Source organism: Chitinophaga sp. 05T412 (assembly GCF_056396465.1).
On record NZ_JBFTLN010000006.1, the window covers coordinates 36236 to 55222 of the forward strand.

The following is an 18987-nucleotide window of genomic DNA, read 5'->3' on the forward strand; positions in this document are numbered from 1 at the left end:
AAAACAAAAAAATAATATATAATAATATTTTATATAATAATAGTATATTGTAATACTCATATTTATATATGGTATTCAGATTATAATTAAAGTGCGCGCGAATCTTATTTATTATTTTTATATATATAATTCAGTTTAATATTTTCTGTTCATTTTGTTCATTCGACTTTTGGTAAATCTAAACGCAGATACCATACGTAATTAAAAAAGTACCGACAATTCGAAAATCCATTTTATTGTCCCCTATGATTGATCTATCCTATGACTTTATCGTCACTCTGCAGAACGAAGTTTTGCGCAGGTTCGGTGTTGAAGTCATACTACCAGGAGATTGCAAACATCTCTCTCAGTCCATATTGGATGACACCACGAAACTGGTGAGCGAAACTACGCTCAAACGGGTGTTTGGTTTTGCTGTGGCTCAACACAGCTTCTCCAGATATACGTTGAACACGCTTTCGCAATACTGCCAGTATAAGGACTGGGACGATTTTCAGCAACATCATTACAGGATACTCAACAGTGAACCGATGTTCACCAGCGAGAACCCGAATGTTCCTGTATTCGATCCAACCAAATGGCTCGACCTTAAAAGTAAAGCGGATGCCGTTTCCCACTACACCATCCTTACCCTCAAAAACCRCTCAGGTATTGCCTTCCCGTACACCGTACACCGGCCGTATTGTAATGCACACATTGAGAAGTTCCTGGAAAGCGATTATGCAGCTACCGCTTTAATTGCACCATCCGGATGGGGTAAATCGCTCGCCCTCGTTCACATGGCTGAACATTGCTGGTTTGGAAGAGAAGCCCGGTATAAAAGAGATATCTGCTGGTTTATTCATGCCCATGCTGCCGGCAGCCTGCTGCTGAAAGGCTTTTCCCTTTCCACCTGGCTGGATAATCAAATGAACCTGGGCAACGGTGAAAACTTCCGCGAATACTTCGCCAGCCACTTCGATAAGAAGGGGGGACGCCTTATATTAATAATAGACGGATTTGATGAAATTGCCGTTGCCGGTGAAAAGCTTCGTGTGCTCTATTCCAAACTGGAAGACTTTGTATACTCCAACGACCTGTATCCATGGGTGAAAGTGATTCTTTCTATCCGGAGCAGTACCTGGTCAGAAATATTCCAGCACTCACAACAGTACCCCGCCTTCCGGCGCTACTGGTACCTGGGCGCCGAAATGGATGAAGAAACCAATATCAATATGCCTCAGCTGACAGAGCAGGAGGTGAAGTCCATATTATATAACCATCAATTTGATCCAGCCACCGTACGCCTCTTTTCTGAAACCTTCCTTCAGAAATTAAGGTATCCATATTATCTGCAGTTGTTCTGCCAGCTAAATACAGGCCCGGATCAAACATTTGTAGATGAACACCTCAGCTTATTCGAGATTGTTTCGCGATTCATTCAAAACAGGGTGTTCAACTCGCAAAGCAATTCTTTCAAAATAAAAATCATTGAAAAATTACTGGCCCTGCTGGATCTCGGCAGAACCGGTATTTATACAGATAAAAACCTGTTGCTCACGCAAAACGCCGAATTATTCCCCGCTTACAAGGAATTACTGGCAGATAATATCCTGGTAGAAGAAAACCTGAGCCAGGAAATTATGTTCAACGTAAAGGTGCGCTTCGCCCATACCATGCTGCTGGAATATTTTGTGGCCATGCATTACCTGAAACAAAACGGTCAGGAAATCAATGAATCCCTGCTGATGGCCATACTGGCACATCTGCCACAATCTCCTTATCGGATCGGCGTTTTCAGATGGCTGTTACGCTATGCTATCAATCATGCCCAGATTGATGGCATCATCAAAATGTTGCATTTACCATTATCCAATATAGAAAAATCCCATCTGCTGGAATACCTCGTACTACATTACCAACATGATGGCAATAACCAGGGAGAACTTAAATCTATCTTCCCGGCAGGCTTCTTTAAAAAGAACACGATAGGACCCTTTATCAGCGATGAATTTATTCATTTCAGAAAAAGGAAAGTTCTAACGGCACTGCTCGGACTGGCGGAAGCCCGGGAAGATAAACTTAAAATCAGGAGCAAACTCTTCACCATGGCCCTGCTTCAACTGGATGCAGAGCAATGTGAAGTAGAGCTTAACAATATTAAAAAGATATACAACGCCGATGAATTTGAAGATGAACTGTGGGTAACTCCTTATGAAATACAACTGTTCATTTATGAATTCCTCAAATTTGGTATCGTTAATGAAGATATCCGGGAGAAGATTTACAACTATTTCCGCTACTGGACAGGCGCGAAAGGCGGGAAAAAACCAATCACCGAACCACAGGAAATTGTGTTCCGGAATATGGGTATTGTATTTACGCTGCTGGAAGACCATGAACATCTGCTGAATTTCACCACCAGTATATTCKAAACGTACCCTTCCTTACAACATCGTAAAACAGATTCTCTCCGTTTGACCCTTCTTTGCTGGCAGGCACAGGCCTACCTTGGATTAGGACAAACGGCGTCGGCTGCACGAATTTGCAGACATACCGACCAGGTAATTAAGAAATATTCCTCCGACTATTTCGGCGGCAAATACCTGGAATCTGTGCAGAAGTTGCTATACGCCGGTGTTTATTTTAATGAACACGAATTCAACAAGGCCATCCGCACTGCCGAAACAGCCGTAGAGAATGCACAAAAGCTGGATTTCAAAGTACTGGCGCTGATGAATTTTGGTTTGCTGAATAAAATCTATCAGGAATTGCAGATGGATAAACAGAAAAATGATACCGTACAGCAAATAGAACTCATCAGAAAAAGTACTTCTTTTAAACAGGCAGTTTCAAATTTTGCGCGATAATTATGGCATAATTTTGCTTTATTGCGTAGCATAATGGCCATTGACGAAAGCAAATACAYGCGGGTACAGTTACTACTGCTCAATTTATTGAGTCTGTTAACGTTAGCACTACTTGCACCTTACATTAACCGTTTTATTCCTCCACTGGTTGCCAATGGATGGCATGTGGACTTGTTGGTAGCAGTGGCCGCGAGCTTTTGTGTGGTATATCTGCTCCGCTGGATATTCCGTCCACTCATCATTCCTGTATTTCTATTCGCCTGCAGCGTAATGGTATTTAATAAATATACCGGTCGCTATACTTTCAACAATGTACTCAACGATTATAAAGGCATGGTGCGGGGTAACCTCAGCGCCAAAGACAGCAAACAGCAGGATATCCTTAGCTTCTATCCCAGAAGGGTAGAGAGCTATCGCGATAAAACGGTGAGGGGTATACGGGAAAAAATCAATTTCCAGGATTCAGTAGTCCGTAACTTCTCTGTACAACACTCCCTCGATTATTACGACCAATATTTCTATAAATACGGAAAAATCACCCGCTTTCTCTCGCTATTCCGCTATATCAACAGTCATTTTAAATATGTACTGGATTCCCGTCGCGACGAATATTTTGCCACGCCACAGGAAACAATTAAAAATGGACTGGGCGGCGACTGCGATGATCACTCTATTTTAATGACTTCCTGCCTGCAGTCCATTGGCGCCCGCTGCCGTATTGTACTGATCAAAGGACATGCTTACCCGGAATTGTATTGTGGAGATAGGGAAGATTTTGAAATTATGAAACAAGCCATCGTCACGCTTTTCCCGAAGCCCGTGGTGACGGAAATATACTACCACGAATTAAAAGGTGAATACTGGATTAACCTGGACTACACCGCCCGGCATCCCGGCGGACCATACATGAATGATAAAGTTTATGCACTGATTGAGCTCTGATCCTTAAATTTGCTGCATGAGTAAATTTAGCCGCCTCCGGAAGTACCATCAATTTTTTCGATTTAAAAAGGATTTCGAACAGTACAGTTTAAGGCGGGCTAAAAGCTATGAACTGGTGCTACACTGGTTGCATAGTAAAATGAACCGTCAGCAGTTTCTGTTGCTATCCGGTATATTGGTAGGCTGTAGCGCTGGATTGGCCGGGGTTATTTTAAAAAGCCTGGTTCACTACATTCATTATATCATCACCTACAAAGTACATTTCCAAACGCAGGTTATTTTTTACCTGGTGTTTCCGTTTCTGGGAATTGTGTTGACTACCTTAATGGTGATCTGGTTTTTCAAAGGTCAGTCGAGGAAAGGCATTCCTGCGATACTACACGAAATAGCACTGAACTCCAGCCTKATTCCACCGGTAAAAATGTATTCTCAGATTGTACAAAGCGCCATCACAGTGGGATTGGGAGGTTCCGCCGGATTGGAAAGTCCGATTGCGGTGACCGGCGCCGCGCTGGGCTCTAATTTCGCGCGCACCTATCACCTTGGCTATAAAGAACGAACACTGCTATTGGCTGCCGGCGCTACGGCAGGTATTGCCGCTGCCTTTAATGCGCCCATTGCCGGGATGATGTTTGCCTTCGAAATATTGCTGACCGGTGTTGTGTTTTCCGACTTCATGCCTTTGGTTGTTGCTGCCGTATGTGGTAGTTTGTTATCGAAAGTAATTTTGCAGGAAGAAGCCCTGTTTCATTTCGAATCGCGTGTGGCCTTCAATTATCACAATGTTCCCTACTATATAGCCCTGGGAATTATCAGTGGATTTTATGCGAGATATTATGTAGTCATCTCCCAAAAAATAGAACATTTTTTCCATCACCTTAAATGGACAGCCTTACAGCGGGCTATACTCGGAGGTATCCTGGTGTCGGCACTTTGCGTGGCCTTACCTCCTTTATTCGGGGAAGGATATACCAGTGTAAAATCGCTGGCCTCCGGCAATGGAGAAGCTATTTTACAGAACAGCTTTTTCCGGTACCTCCCCATGCAAAGCTGGATGCTGGTAGTTTTTACCGGCTGTGTGTGCTTATTAAAAGCGCTGGCTGCTTCGGTAACTATCCAGAGCGGTGGTAATGGCGGTAACTTTGCTCCCTCGCTGTTTGCCGGCGGATTTCTGGGTTTCTTTTATGCGATGGTATGCCAGCAAATGGGGCTGACGGATATTCCGGTGACCAACCTCGTGATTGTAGGAATGGCGGGGGTAATGGCCGGGGTAATGTATGCGCCGCTTACCGCCATCTTCCTGATTGCTGAATCCAGCTCCGGATATGATCTCTTTATTCCGTTGATGATTGTTTCCACCATTTCATTTCTGATGGCGAAATGGTTTTCGCCCATCTCTCCGGAACTCAAACAACTGGCAAAAGAAGGGAAAGTATTTACCAGGGCGCACGACAAAAACATCCTGCTGCTCCTGAAGATGGAAGACGTGATTGAAAAAGATGTGCAACTGATTTCTATTGATGCTACACTGCGTCAACTTATTGAGCTGGTAAAAGAAGGACATAGAAATATTATTGCAGTCATTAACCACCAACAACTGTTTGAAGGCATTATTACGCTGGATGATATCCGTCCGATTATGTTTAATCCGGAACTTTATGATATTGTGACTGTTAAGAAGCTAATGCAACCGCCGCCGGCAGTGGTATCTTTAAAAGATAATATTGACACGGTCATCAAAAAATTTGATGAGGTACAAGCCTGGAACCTGCCCGTGGTACAGGATAAACGACTGATAGGCTTTATCTCCAAATCCAGTATTCTTAATAAATACAGACTATTATTACAGGAATATTCTGAAGGATAGCACTGCTTTTATCATCAAACATCTGATTTACAAATGGCCAAGGTTCTGATAAATTTTGCACACCCTGCACTGGAGAAATCCAGGGTACAACTGCAGCTGGTACATGCCATCAAAGGTATACCAGGCATTACTTTCAACGACCTTTATGAGCAATACCCTGACCTGGATATTAATGTAGCACGTGAACAAAAGCTATTAGAGCAACATGATATTATATTCCTGCAGCATCCATTTTATTGGTATAGTGCGCCAGCCATTATCAAGCAATGGCAGGATCTGGTGCTGGAACACGGCTGGGCATATGGCCATACGGGCAAAGCATTGCAGGGAAAATATTTCGGCAACATTATCAGTGCCGGCGGTCCGGAGCAATCTTATCATCCGGAAGGCCATCATGGGCATACGATACATGAGTTTTTGCTCCCATTTTCGCAAACGGCGAAGTTGTGTAACATGCATTATATAGCACCCTATGTAATTTATGGCGTGCACCGCCAGGATATTTCGGATATCAAAGAAGATGCAGTTGCGCTGACACAGGTATTGGAAAAGTTAACCGACAAAAAATTTGATCCAACGCCGCTACCTGATTTGAACTATCTGAATCAAATTCTTCAACTACCCGCACAAACCCGTTAACATGGATCAACATTCACTCTTATTTCAGTCGATGGTATACCTGGCTGCGGCCATTGTATTTGTACCGCTGGCCAAGAAAATGGGGCTGGGCGCCGTTTTAGGCTACCTGATAGCGGGTATTATTATAGGTCCATCGCTGCTGGGTTTTATAGGAAGAGAGGGAGAAGACATCATGCATTTCGCGGAATTTGGCGTAGTGATGATGTTATTTTTAATTGGAATAGAGCTGGAACCGGCGCTATTATGGCGATTGCGGGCGTCTATTCTCGGGCTGGGCGGACTACAGGTGGTGTTGAGTGCTGCTGCCATAGCGGGTATTGCCTTCCTAATTGGGCAGCCCATGAATACATCACTGGCGTTGGGCATGATTTTATCGCTTTCCTCTACGGCTATTGTGTTACAAACGCTGAATGAAAAAGGGTGGATGGGTACTGCTGCAGGACAAAGCGCCTTCTCGGTATTACTATTTCAGGATATCGCCGTGATTCCGATGCTGGCGGTTTTCCCTTTACTGGCGGGCAATGCGGCCGCAGAAACCTCTCATACACATTCACTGCGTGATAACCTGCCTGGCTGGGGACAAACGCTAGTGGTATTAGGTGCAGTAGCTGCTATTATTATTGCTGGCAGGTACCTCGTGCGGCCTATCATGCGGATTATAGCCCGTACGCGGGTACGTGAATTATTTACCGCTACTGCATTATTGATGGTAGTGGCCATTGCCGTGCTAATGAATCTCGTGGGACTCAGTTCCGCACTGGGCGCCTTTTTAGGTGGTGTAGTACTTGCCAACAGTGAATATCGTCATGAATTGGAAAGTGATATTGAACCTTTTAAAGGGTTGTTGCTGGGCCTATTTTTCATTGCCGTAGGCGCTTCTATCGACTTTAAGCTGATCATGGCGCAACCCTGGCTGATCATGGGTTTAGTAGTCGGTATTATGGTATTAAAAGGTATTGTGCTGCTGATATTGGGTAAAATATTTAAGCTGAACTTAGATCAGAATATGCTGTTTGCCTTTGCGCTGGCGGATATCGGAGAATTTGCATTTGTGTTGTTATCGTTTACGAGTCAAACGCATTTGATGAGTGCAGAGATGAGTGCTATGATGACGGCTGTGGTAGCCATTAGTATGGCACTTACGCCATTGATCATGTTACTATACGAAAAAGTGATACAGCCTTATTCTACCCGTTCTGAAGTAACCGCAGAGCGGGAAGCGGATACTATTAATGAAAAGAACCCGGTGATTATAGCCGGTTTCGGCCGTTTTGGAAGTATGACGGGGCGGTTTMTTCGTGCCAATGGTATTAATGCCACTATTCTTGACCTGGACTCTGACCGGGTAGATGCTTTACATAACATGGGTATTAAAGTATATTATGGAGATGCCTCCCGCTATGACCTACTCGTAGCTGCGGGCGCCGCCGATGCTAAAATGCTGATTATTGCTACTGATCATCCGGAGCAAACCCGCGACATTGTAAAGATGGCACAACGATATTTCCCTCATCTGCAATTGCTGGTAAGAGCTGAAAATAATGAGGATACCTTTGAACTGATGGACCTGGGGGTACTGCATATTTACCGGGAAACAGTAGACACCTCACTGCGTGTAGGCGTTGACGCTTTACGCATGCTGGGGCAACGGGCGTATCATAGCGAACGCGCTGCCCGTACCTTCTTCCGGCAGGATGAACGTACACTGAAAGGCCTGTCCGCTTTGCGCGATGATAAAAAACAGTACATCAACTCCATGAAAGAGCGCATTGAAGAAATGGAAAAACTCATTTCTTCTGATCGTGTAAAAACCTGGCTGGACGAAGGGCAGGGCTGGGACCCGGAAACATTACGGGATGAAATCAGGGGAGAGAGCAATGAAGCTGCCTCCTCATGATTATTGAATATGCTCCACAATCAATTCCGCTACCCGGTGTAACAGCCCGACATCAACTGTATTTAAGTGATCGTGTAATGGTTTGCTGGAGATCGCCCGCACAAAGCCTTCTTCATCTGGCTCAAAAACTATTTCATGTTCGGCAATCGTCACCTTATACACGGTTTTAAATTGCTGATGACCTGTTTGCACTTCCACGATATGCGGATGACCTTTATATTCAAACTTGAGCGTGAAAATATCTGACATAAACTGTTACTGTTGCGCAGTATTGGCTTCCTCACCGCTATGACGGTGGTGGTAACGCTTCATCCTGTTTCTTTCATCTCGTGAAAACTGATGAATTAACCACAGGGAAAAATAAGCAAGACCGCTGATGATAAATATGTAGCCTATGAATCCCAACGTATGGAATACTTTAAACCATACCCAGTCGTTGATGTAGGCATACTGCGCTAAGATAGCTAAAATCACTCCTGCGATCACCAATATCACGGCGATTTTTTTCATGGGGGAACTTTTTTTGGGGTAAAACAATTTTGTACCCGTAGTAATGGAGACAAACGAAATGCCATCACATTACTGACTGGTATTCAGGTGTACCGTTGTGTTTTCACGTAGATATATTTCTACATTACGCGTATTATAACGGGGGAGAATATCCGAATGTTACAGTTGTAGACGGATTCCCAGCTTATTTAAAACTTTAACGACAAACAACATGGCTACTGCAAAAAAGGCGCACCAGAGGATACCAGGAATTCCTTGTTCCAATACAGCCGGCAAGCCAACTCCGGCCAACAGCATACCATAAAAAACGATGTCGGGCAGGATATACGTGAGCAGGGGGTTACTTCCTGCAGGACGGAAAAATGTGGTCCACTTGCTGATACGTTTTACATCTATTAAAAAATATAAAATAGAAAATACAGCGATGCAAATAGCTGCGCTATACAAACACCAACTGGGCGTTGCACGAATTTTCGATACCTGAAATGCCGGTCGCAGGAAGAATGCTGCCACCAAAATAATAATTAAGAATCCAGTCACCCTGGACACTAGCTTACTACCTTTTAAACCCAGGTCTTCATCAAAATAAAACAATGATACCACCATTCCACACAATACGATGGAAGCATGCGCCATATTCCGGCTTTGTGAAGTAAATATGCTCAAACTGTTATGATGATGCTGAAGAAATATATAGCCACCAATACAGCCAGCAATCATCAACATGATACCACCCGCATTACCTTTGAACAATTGATAAATAATACAAGCGTATAGGTAAGCCCAACCTATCAATCCCAGAATGCCCCACCACTGCGGACTTAAGCGCGCGGTTCCATCACCGCCGCGATAAATAATTCCCAACACCAGTAATCCCAGCAGCCCAATACCTTTCAGCGCCCAACCTATCCAGCGTTGCTGGAACGTGTATACATTCCATACCAGTATGGCACACGCATAAAACAACAACGCCCATAACGCCGTACTCATTCCGGTTGCCGATGCATTTAATTCTTCTGCATTGACCATGAAAATACCTAATACCCACAGCCCCAATGTGCGCCAGGCAATATGCTGTTGTAGTTGCCAGAAACTATCGCCCTTTGCTAAACGGCTGTTAATAGCAAATGGAATGGACATGCCCACAATGAAAAGAAAGGCAGGAAACACCACATCTACAAATGTCATCCGGTCTTCCGGCCCCAGTGCATGTTGCATCCAGGAAGGAATACCGCTTACACCGGATACGCTATTCACGAAAATCATGACAAGAATAGTGATACCGCGAAATGCATCGATGGATAAAATACGACCAGATGTAAGTCTGTTGATCATAGTGTAGTGGGTTAGGAGTTGACTTCCAAACAAAATACAACATAAAATGAATATTTACTTTAAATTATCCTCCTACCATTAGCCCTTTTTACCCCGGTAGGTCACAAAAAAATAATTACCTTTCTCCCGACAACAAAATCCTTTACAGCTTATGATGAAGTATATCCTTACCGGAGCAGGCATAGCCAGTATGGCTTGTTTTGTAGCCTGCAACCAGGGACAAAAAAGCGCTGATGCCCAACAAGCTACACCAGATGCCGTAGCTGCCAACGTAGACAGCACGGTTAATCCCGCGCAAGATTTCTTTGACTACGCCAACGGTGGCTGGATAAAACGCAATCCTATTCCTGCGGAATATAGCGCCTGGGGAATTGGTAACCTGGTACAGGAAGAGTTATATAAACGTCTTCGTACCATCAACGAAAAAGCAGCGGAAGCCCCTACTGATGCTACTTCTAAAAAAATTGCCGCTTTCTGGAAAAGTGGTATGGATTCGGTGAAAATCAATGCCGATGGGATCAAGCCTATTGAGGAAGGATTGAAAGCTATTGATGCCGTTACCAATCTGCAGCAACTGGTACAACTGGCCGCAAAAATGCACCACTATACCAACTCCCTCTGTGACCTGGGCATAGGACAAGATGCCAAAAACAGCGAGTTAATCATTGTACAGTTTGGACAAGGAGGCTTAGGTTTACCTAACCGCGATTATTACTTTAATACCGATGAGCGCACTGCTAAAATAAGAAATGCCTATCCGGCGCATGTGGCGAAAATGCTGCAATTCACTGGTATGGACAGCACCGCCGCTAAAAAAGCTGCAGCGGAAATAGTAGCACTGGAAACCGTACTGGCCAAATCCAGCCGTAAACTGGAAGCCCTCCGTGATCCGGAAGCTAACTACCACAAAATGGCGGTAACCCAATTGAACAAAATTGCCGGCAACGTTGACTGGGCAGACTTCATCAAACAACAAGGTATTACACAATACGCGGATACCGTGATTGTTGGTCAACCGGAATTTTATACGACTTTAAGCAACGCGCTGAAATCACAGCCACTCGCTACCTGGAAAAATTATCTGAAGTGGAACCTCATCAACAGCGCTGCCAGTACTTTAAGCGATACCATTGCCGGCACTGACTTTGCCTTTTATGGTACCCTGATGAGAGGACAAGACAAACAGAAACCTCGTTGGAAACGCGTACTGGATGCAGAAGAAGGCGCTATCGGCGAAGCACTGGGTCAACTTTTTGCGAAAGAATTCTTTAACGCCACTGCTAAAAAGAGATATGAAAACCTGGTAGAAGAAATACGCGGAGAACTGAAAACCCGTATCGAACACCTGGATTGGATGAGTGATAGCACCAAACAAAAAGCATTATATAAGCTGTCGAAAATTACCAAGAAAGTAGGTTATCCTGACAAGTGGAAAGACTTCTCTGCTATGGATATCAAGGATCAATCCTACTATGAGAATGTACGTGCTGCCAACCGTTGGTGGTTAAACTACAGCATTGCCAAACTGGGCAAACCGGTAGATCGTACAGAATGGGATATGACGCCACAAACGTACAACGCCTACTATAACCCCAGCAACAATGAAATTGTATTGCCTGCTGGTATCTTCACCGTTCCTGGTAAGCGCGACGAAGAACTGGATGATGCCGTTGTATATGGCTATGCCGGCGCGTCTACCATTGGCCATGAGATCACACACGGCTTTGATGATGAAGGCAGACAATTTGATGCTGCTGGTAACCTGAAAAGCTGGTGGACCAAAGAAGATGAAAAGAAATTCAATGATCGTGCTGCCGTAATGGTAAAACAATTMGACGGCTACGTAGTAGTAGATAGTTTACACATCAACGGTAAAGCCACGCTCGGCGAAAACATCGCTGACCTGGGTGGTATATTGCTGGGATGGGAAGCCTTCAAGAAAACTGAACAGTATAAGAAAAACGAAAAAATTGCGGGCTACACTCCAGCGCAACGCTACTTCATGGGCTATTCATTGGGATGGTTAGGGCATACTAAAAAAGAAGCATTGGCTAAGCAGTTACTGACCGATGTACATTCACCTGCCAAATACAGGGTAAATGGACCGTTTAGTGATGTTGATGCTTTTTATGAAGTATATGGCCTTAAGCCAGGAGATGGAATGTATAGAGCGGATAGCGTGAGAGTGCGGATCTGGTAGCGAGTTTTTGTCTGGATCAGGATTAGACTGATTAGACTGATTTTCTTTTTTTGATTTCCAGTTGATTTTTTATACTTCTTGAGCCGGATTTTATTCCGGCTCTTTTTTTAATGTGGTGAATGAGCTAAATTGGGAGAATTGTTTGTTTAACCTTCACTTACTTTATGATTAACCCCGACTACAAGCATTCTGCGCTTACTGGTAAAATAATAGGATGTGCTATGCATGTTCATCGGACACTAGGTCCTGGATTTCAAGAGGTGATATATCAACGTGCATTGGCTATTGAGATGACAAAAAAGGGAATTACTTTCGAAAGAGAAAAGGAAAGCCCAATATATTACGATGGGCTATATGTGGGAGGGCGTAGAGCTGACTTTATTGTTGAAAATGTTGTTTGTGTAGAACTAAAAGCATTAGCAATTACAGAGCAAGTACATTTATCGCAGGCAAGAAGTTATCTTAAAGCTTACAATGTGGAAACAGGATTACTTATTAACTTTGGCACCTCAAGCCTTGAATTTAGACGACTATTCAACGATAAATGTCAATGAAAACAAAATATCCATTTCTAAAAAAGAGTATCGGCATAATCAGTATAATCAGTATAATCCTGGGGAAGACAACCTTCGCCCAGACCTTCTCTGATGCCTTCAAACCCTTTACCAGCATACCTAAACACTACATCTGCTATCAGGCCAAAGGTAGTGTAACCATTGATGGTAAAATAGATGAAGCGGTCTGGAAACAAGCAGCATGGAGCGCAGATTTTGAAGATATTGAAGGGAAAGCCAAACCCGTACCCCGGCTGCGTACCCGGGTAAAAATGATGTGGGATGATCAATACCTTTATATTGCTGCAGAACTGCAGGAACCGCATATATGGGCCACCCTGCGCGATCACGACGCCATCATTTTTCATGACAACGACTTTGAAGTATTCATTGACCCCGATGGCGATACCCATCAATATTATGAAATAGAGATCAATGCCCTTAATACTGTTATGGACCTCTTTATGGGCAAGCCTTATCGTAATGGAGGTGAAGCCCTCCTGAACTGGGATACTAAAGGCATTCGCACGGCGGTACACGTAAACGGTACACTTAATAATGCGAAAGACACGGATAAAGAATGGACCGTAGAAATGGCCATTCCTTTTACCGCGCTCAGCTTCTTCAATAACAACGCACGTCCTACCGACAACACATTATGGCGGATTAATTTTTCCAGGGTAGAGTGGGACACCGATATTAAAAACGGCGAATATGTAAAGCAACAAAAACCAGAAAACAACTGGGTATGGTCACCGCAGGATATCATTAACATGCATGCACCTGAAAGATGGGGCTATCTGCTGTTTACCACACAACCCAAAGCTGAGTTTCAACTACCCGCAGTAGAGGATGCCAAAGCTTACCTGTGGAAGATTTACTATGCACAACTGGCTTATAGATACAGCAATGGCAAATATGCCGCTAACCTGGAAGCATTGAAAATTCCTGCTAAAGAAACCGGCGCCAACGGACAGGTATATAGTTTGTCGATGGAAGGCATCTCTACACAATTTACTGCCAGTATTACCGGCAGCAATTTCCGGGGAACAGTGAGTATTAATCAGGAAGGGAAAGTAACCAGCGACAGAAAATAAATTGTAACCTGGCCAGCTGCAGGAACGTTTTAAAAAACAGAAAATAACGGATATGGACAAACGTCTTTTTATTAAATCATTAGGTATCGGCGGATTGGCATTAATGAAGCCATCTTTGCCGGTAAGTGCTGCCGCCACTGATAATAAGGCGCCGCGTCTGGAGAAAACGGCGGTACAACACCGTGTGTGGATTAATCCTGACTTTAAAGATACTGCCGCTGTATTGCAGGCCAGGTATGCCACTTACAGAAAAGCAGGCATCACGGATATCATGTTTGAAGCTGACAGCGAACTGCATTTCAAAACTGCGAAAGCCAACGGTATCAAAGCACATCGCTGGATATGGACCATGAATCGTGGTGAGAAAGACTTGCTGGCCAGTCATCCGGAGTGGTATGCGAAAAACCGTAAAGGCGAATCCTGCGCAGATCATCCACCTTATGTAGACTACTACAGATGGCTATGCCCCAGCAAACCCGAAGTGGTGAACTACCTGAAAAGCCAGGTGGAAAAGAGTCTTTCCCTGGATTATGTAGATGGTATTCACCTGGATTATGTACGCTTCTGCGATGTGATATTACCTGTAAACCTCTGGAGCCATTATGGTATTGATCAGTCGAAAGAATTGCCGGAATATGATTTCTGCTACTGCGAACAATGCCGCAATGCCTATAAAGAAAAGAATGGTATTGATCCGCTGCAGATAGAGCATCCCGACCAAAGCCCTTCCTGGCGCAAGTTTCGCTATGATCGTATTACCAATGTAGTGAACAATCTGGCACAGGTAGCGCGGCAACATAAGAAGCCCATCTCTGCAGCAGTATTCCCTACGCCAGAAATTGCCAAACGCATTGTGCGGCAAGACTGGACCAACTGGCCGTTGAATGCAGTATGCCCTATGATTTATCATGGCTTCTATCGTGAAAATGTGAGCTGGATTGGCGATGCCGTAGCAGAAGGCGTAAAAGGATTACATGGCGCATTCCCGCTGTATGCAGGTCTTTATTTGCCCGACTTCCACGGCAACTATACAGAGTTAGCGGAAGCAGTGAGATTAGCCATTCAAAATGGCGCTGCCGGGGTGTCTATTTTTGGTGAAGTAACGCCGGAAGTACTGCGGGTATTGGGAGAAAGTGCGTAAGCAGATTTTTTAGAAGATAAAAGAAAAGGGAAGATATAGCTGGCTATATCTTCCCTTTTCTTTTATCTTATTCCCGGTTTTTACAACACATTAGCAGGTCTGTCTGCTGCAGCTTTACCGAAATCGTAGTTAGGTTTGTTGCCCATTTTCACTACCATGGTACCGCCTTTTATCACATCCTGGTGTGTGATAAAGCTTTTGCTGTAAGGCTTTCCATTGAGGGTAACGCTTTGAATATAAATATTCTCCGGACTGTTACCGATGGCCTGTACCGTGAATGTTTTACCGCCGCCTACATTGATGGTGGCTTTATCAAACAGCGGACTGCCTAATACATATACACCGCTGGCAGCGTTTTCAGGGTAGAAGCCCAGGGAAGAAAACACATACCAGGATGACATGGCGCCGCAATCTTCATTACCGGCCAATCCATCTGGTTTATCGAAATAGAATTCTTTCATTACCTGTCTTACTTTCTCTGCGGTTTTCCATTGGTAACCGGCAAATGGGTACATATAGGTAACGTGATGACTAGGTTCATTACCGTGTGCATACATACCAATCAGACCGGATATATCGCTGGACGCTTCTGCACCCATATCGCCTTTGGCAGTAAAGAGACTATCGAGTTTACGGGTGAAGGCATCGTCGCCGCCCATGAGGTGGATTAATCCTTCTACATCCTGTGGCACCAGCCAGGTATATTGCCAGCCGTTACCTTCAGTGAAATCGCCTTTCTCGTGGATAGAGTTAAACGGATCATAAGGTGTTTTGAAGCTACCATCGCTCATACGTGGACGTACAAAACGGATGCTGCTATCGAAATAGTTTTTATAGTAGCCTGCACGCTTTTTATAGTATTCGTAGTCGGCTGTTTTGCCCATTTTCTTAGCCATGGCAGCGATGCACCAGTCGTCGATAGCATATTCCAGCGCTTTTGAAACGGATTCATATTCTTTATCGGCAGGGATATAGCCTAATTCTTTCACGTATTTCACGCCGAGGTCATCGCGGGTGGAAGAGGCTTTCATGGCAGCAAATGCATCTTCTGCATTGAAGCCGGTATAGCCTTTCAGGTAAGCATCCACAATTGGCGGTACGGCATGATAGCCCACCATGCAATTGGTTTCGTTACCATTCAGGTGCCAGATGGGTAATTTACCCTGCTGTTTGTAGATAGCGAGCATAGAGTTTACAAAGCTGTTCACTTTATCAGGATGCAGAATGGTACTCAATGGCGCGCAAGAGCGATAGATATCCCAGAGTGAGAAAACAGAATAGTTATCGAAGCCTGGATTAGGATATACTTTTTTGTCGGTGCCGCGGTAGCTGCCATCATGATCATTGAACAAAGCAGGATCAATCATGGTATGATACAGTGCGGTATAGAATACGCGGCGTGCGGCCTCGTCTTTTGTTTCGATCTTTACTTTGGATAATTCTTTATCCCATTTGGCATTGGCGCTATTCACTACGTTAGCGAAGTCCCATCCTGGAATTTCCGCCTTGATATTAGCCAATGCGTTTTCGCTGCTTACAGGGGAGATGCCTACTTTCAGCATTACCTGTCCGGGCGACTTATCGAAAACGATCACACCTTTGGCAGTTTTTGATTTTACGGAATTACCGGTTTGTTGGGTATCTCCATCAAATACCAGGAATTGTTTTACCGGCACAGAAGATTTGATGGCAAACCACAGGCGCTGGTCCTCCGCCCATCCTTTGGAGTAGCGGTAACCTTCGAGTGTGTATTCATCTACCTGACGAATAAAAGTTTCAACAGGTGCATCCCAGCCGATACCTTCTTTCAGGTCGATGATGATATTTGCCTGTTGATCTTTCGGGAAAGTATACCGATGTAAAGCCACTCTTTCTGAGGCGGTGAGTTCTGCTTTGATGTTGTAATCGTTCAGCTGTACGGCGTAGTAGCCTGGGCGAACGGTTTCTCCTTTGTGGGAGTAGTGAGAGCCGTATCCGGAGGTAGGATCTTCCTGTGTACCTCTATTGGTTCTAACTTTACCGGTGTAAGGCATTACCAATACATCGCCGAGGTCACCGATACCGGTGCCGCTCAGGTGCATCTGGGAGAAGCCTATCAGCACACTGTCTGAGTAGTGGTAGCCGGAGCACCAATCCCAGCCCTTTACAATATTGGTAGGTCCTGTTTGTACCGCGCCATAAGGAACGCTGGCGCCTACGAATACGTGTCCATGTCCGCCGGAGCCTATGTATGGATCTACTGAAGCTACTGATTTACTTTCTACAAATGTTTCCTTCTTCTGAGCATCTGCCTGAATGCCGTGAGTCAGCAATGCAGATAACGCCAATGCGCCACCAATCTTGAATCCCGTGTTCATAATCAAAAACCTTTAATAATCTGGCAATTTACGGCCTGATTATTAACTTTTTTAGTTAATTTTTTTATAATTGGGCGATGGGCGCTAACTCGCGCACAGGCGGAGTAACATCTTCTTTCTTCAATAAAAACTTCTTAGTAAAGATCTCATAAGCGATCATGAGCCACAATACCAGGCAGGGCAATGCTTTCAGCGCATATGGGACTGCCAGATTTTTCCTTACCCAGGGCGTTACCACGTCTGAATGCGAGAAGCTTACCAACAAAATGGCAAAAAAGATAAATATGTTATTCCACCTGGTAGCTGGTTGCATCACATACCAGATACAGATGGCGGGGATGGCAATAATGTAGGTAGGCGACTCTGAGCTACTGCTAAACAGCACCGGGAACATGATGGTAGAGCATAAAATGTATAAGCGATAGCGGGAATTATACCGATACTTCAACTGCGTATACTGCAACAGGAATATCACTACCGCCGGAATCAATACCACCAGGCTGTTCAGCTCAGGTATTTGAAATACCCGTTTGATAAAGCCACCTGCAGAAATGTCCTGAAAGCTGCGTATATCGCCCAGGTTCAACTGATTTTTATGGACCAATGCAGCATACCATTCATAATAGCAATTAATGATATAATGGGGAGAAGAAATAATCATGGGCAGGGCAAACAGTACTGCCCCCCATAAGAACAGCGCACTAATAAAGCGCCTTGGGTTGGGACTGAAAAAGAAAAATGCCAGTCCTACAATACCGTAAAACTTCGTAAGCGTACCTAAAACGATGAAAAAGGCGGCCCATAGCTCCTTTCCCTTGATGGTGTATGTAAACGTTAATATGATAAAGGCGCCAATAAACTGGTTAAGCTGGAACCATCCGCTGGCTCCCATGAGTTCCTGGGTACATAACAGCAGGATAATATTTTGCTGCATGCGGTTAAGCGGCAGCTGACGAATGGCATAAAAAAGCACGGCAGCACCAGACATCGCCCATACCAAAGCCCCTATATGCGTATCCAGCGCAGCAAATGGCGCTATCACCATGCTAAACACCGGTCCATAAAGATTTACATCGTAATACTCTGCAGGGTAGGGGATATAAAGGGGTTGCTGATGGAGGACGTGGAAAAATACATTCTTAAATATCAGAAAATTATTAATATTTCCTCTGGATATTTCCATAACGGCACCCAGGAAAGCCAGTCCGAACCACAACGTGAGGATCAGCCATTCCCGCCCAGCCAGATAAGTCAGCACATTCCTTTTTTCGCGCATATCAACAGTTACTAGATAAAATAAAAAGCCACAGTACGCAGGTATGACGCAGCTGCAGCGCGCATCCCCCTACTGAAAGCCTAATTAATCAGCAAATATCAGGTATTGAAGCAACGAATAAAGGATATGATCCTAATTTTCCGACTCCGCCCACTGTTTGGACTGCGTATTAATAGCGTATACTACTGCTGCCACTACCACTGCACAGCCAATTACCAAGGAACTTATCAATAAAATCATAGCAAACCCGATTTTTTCACATGAACTCAAATGTAATGATTAACGGCTTAAATATATATAAGCGGTTATATGATATAAATTTT

14 protein-coding genes are annotated in these 18987 nt (G+C 44.3%); 9 read left to right on the forward strand and 5 right to left on the reverse strand.

The window, feature by feature from the left end; genetic code table 11:
* Nucleotides 1-245 precede the first annotated feature (245 nt).
* From AC1DFM_RS14590 to AC1DFM_RS14610, 5 genes are read left to right on the forward strand one after another with little or no spacing between them, the layout of a single operon-like run.
* Nucleotides 246-2849, forward strand: a complete 2604-nt coding sequence (locus AC1DFM_RS14590) for an NACHT domain-containing protein (protein ID WP_477077468.1) — start codon at nucleotides 246-248, stop codon at nucleotides 2847-2849.
* Nucleotides 2850-2882: 33 nt separating this feature from the next.
* Nucleotides 2883-3791 carry a transglutaminase domain-containing protein gene (locus AC1DFM_RS14595; RefSeq protein WP_477077469.1) on the forward strand — a complete coding sequence of 303 codons (909 nt, stop codon included), beginning with the start codon at nucleotides 2883-2885 and terminating at the stop codon, nucleotides 3789-3791.
* A gap of 16 nt (nucleotides 3792-3807) precedes the next feature.
* Nucleotides 3808-5658: a chloride channel protein gene (locus AC1DFM_RS14600; RefSeq protein WP_477077470.1), complete on the forward strand. Its 1851-nt coding sequence runs from the start codon at nucleotides 3808-3810 to the stop codon at nucleotides 5656-5658.
* 33 nt (nucleotides 5659-5691) lie between these two features.
* Entirely contained in the window at nucleotides 5692-6297 is a 606-nt protein-coding gene (locus AC1DFM_RS14605) for an NAD(P)H-dependent oxidoreductase (RefSeq protein WP_477077471.1), read from the forward strand.
* A 1-nt stretch (nucleotide 6298) separates the two neighbouring features.
* A complete protein-coding gene (locus AC1DFM_RS14610) occupies nucleotides 6299-8194 on the forward strand; it encodes a monovalent cation:proton antiporter-2 (CPA2) family protein (protein ID WP_477077472.1) in 1896 nt (631 codons plus the stop codon).
* On the opposite strand, the gene AC1DFM_RS14615 is transcribed toward AC1DFM_RS14610, so the two are convergent.
* The 3 genes from AC1DFM_RS14615 to AC1DFM_RS14625 form a co-directional block, all read right to left on the reverse strand.
* Nucleotides 8195-8443, reverse strand: coding sequence for a hypothetical protein (locus AC1DFM_RS14615; RefSeq protein ID WP_477077473.1), 249 nt, complete (start codon nucleotides 8441-8443; stop codon nucleotides 8195-8197). It lies immediately after the preceding gene.
* Between the two features lie 6 nt (nucleotides 8444-8449).
* Nucleotides 8450-8704 carry a hypothetical protein gene (locus AC1DFM_RS14620; RefSeq protein ID WP_477077474.1) on the reverse strand — a complete coding sequence of 85 codons (255 nt, stop codon included), beginning with the start codon at nucleotides 8702-8704 and terminating at the stop codon, nucleotides 8450-8452.
* A gap of 159 nt (nucleotides 8705-8863) precedes the next feature.
* Nucleotides 8864-10039, reverse strand: a complete 1176-nt coding sequence (locus tag AC1DFM_RS14625; protein ID WP_477077475.1) for a DUF5009 domain-containing protein — start codon at nucleotides 10037-10039, stop codon at nucleotides 8864-8866.
* Between the two features lie 151 nt (nucleotides 10040-10190).
* Here AC1DFM_RS14625 and AC1DFM_RS14630 point away from each other — a divergent pair, with 151 nt between their 5' ends.
* From AC1DFM_RS14630 to AC1DFM_RS14645, 4 genes are all read left to right on the forward strand, one after another.
* On the forward strand, nucleotides 10191-12239 hold the full coding sequence (locus AC1DFM_RS14630; RefSeq protein WP_477077476.1) for a M13 family metallopeptidase: 2049 nt from the start codon (nucleotides 10191-10193) through the stop codon (nucleotides 12237-12239).
* Between the two features lie 164 nt (nucleotides 12240-12403).
* Complete coding sequence (locus tag AC1DFM_RS14635) at nucleotides 12404-12793, forward strand: GxxExxY protein (RefSeq protein WP_477077477.1); 390 nt, start codon at nucleotides 12404-12406, stop codon at nucleotides 12791-12793.
* Nucleotides 12790-13890 carry a carbohydrate-binding family 9-like protein gene (locus AC1DFM_RS14640; RefSeq protein WP_477077478.1) on the forward strand — a complete coding sequence of 367 codons (1101 nt, stop codon included), beginning with the start codon at nucleotides 12790-12792 and terminating at the stop codon, nucleotides 13888-13890. The genes AC1DFM_RS14635 and AC1DFM_RS14640 overlap by 4 nt, the downstream gene beginning before the upstream one ends.
* A 52-nt stretch (nucleotides 13891-13942) precedes the next feature.
* Nucleotides 13943-15031, forward strand: coding sequence for a family 10 glycosylhydrolase (locus tag AC1DFM_RS14645; RefSeq protein WP_477077479.1), 1089 nt, complete (start codon nucleotides 13943-13945; stop codon nucleotides 15029-15031).
* Nucleotides 15032-15111: 80 nt separating this feature from the next.
* Here AC1DFM_RS14645 and AC1DFM_RS14650 read toward each other — a convergent pair whose 3' ends face one another.
* Nucleotides 15112-17388 carry a GH92 family glycosyl hydrolase gene (locus tag AC1DFM_RS14650; RefSeq protein WP_477077480.1) on the reverse strand — a complete coding sequence of 759 codons (2277 nt, stop codon included), beginning with the start codon at nucleotides 17386-17388 and terminating at the stop codon, nucleotides 15112-15114.
* Between the two features lie 64 nt (nucleotides 17389-17452).
* Nucleotides 17453-18664, reverse strand: a complete 1212-nt coding sequence (locus AC1DFM_RS14655; protein ID WP_477077481.1) for a glycosyltransferase family 87 protein — start codon at nucleotides 18662-18664, stop codon at nucleotides 17453-17455.
* Nucleotides 18665-18987 lie beyond the last annotated feature (323 nt).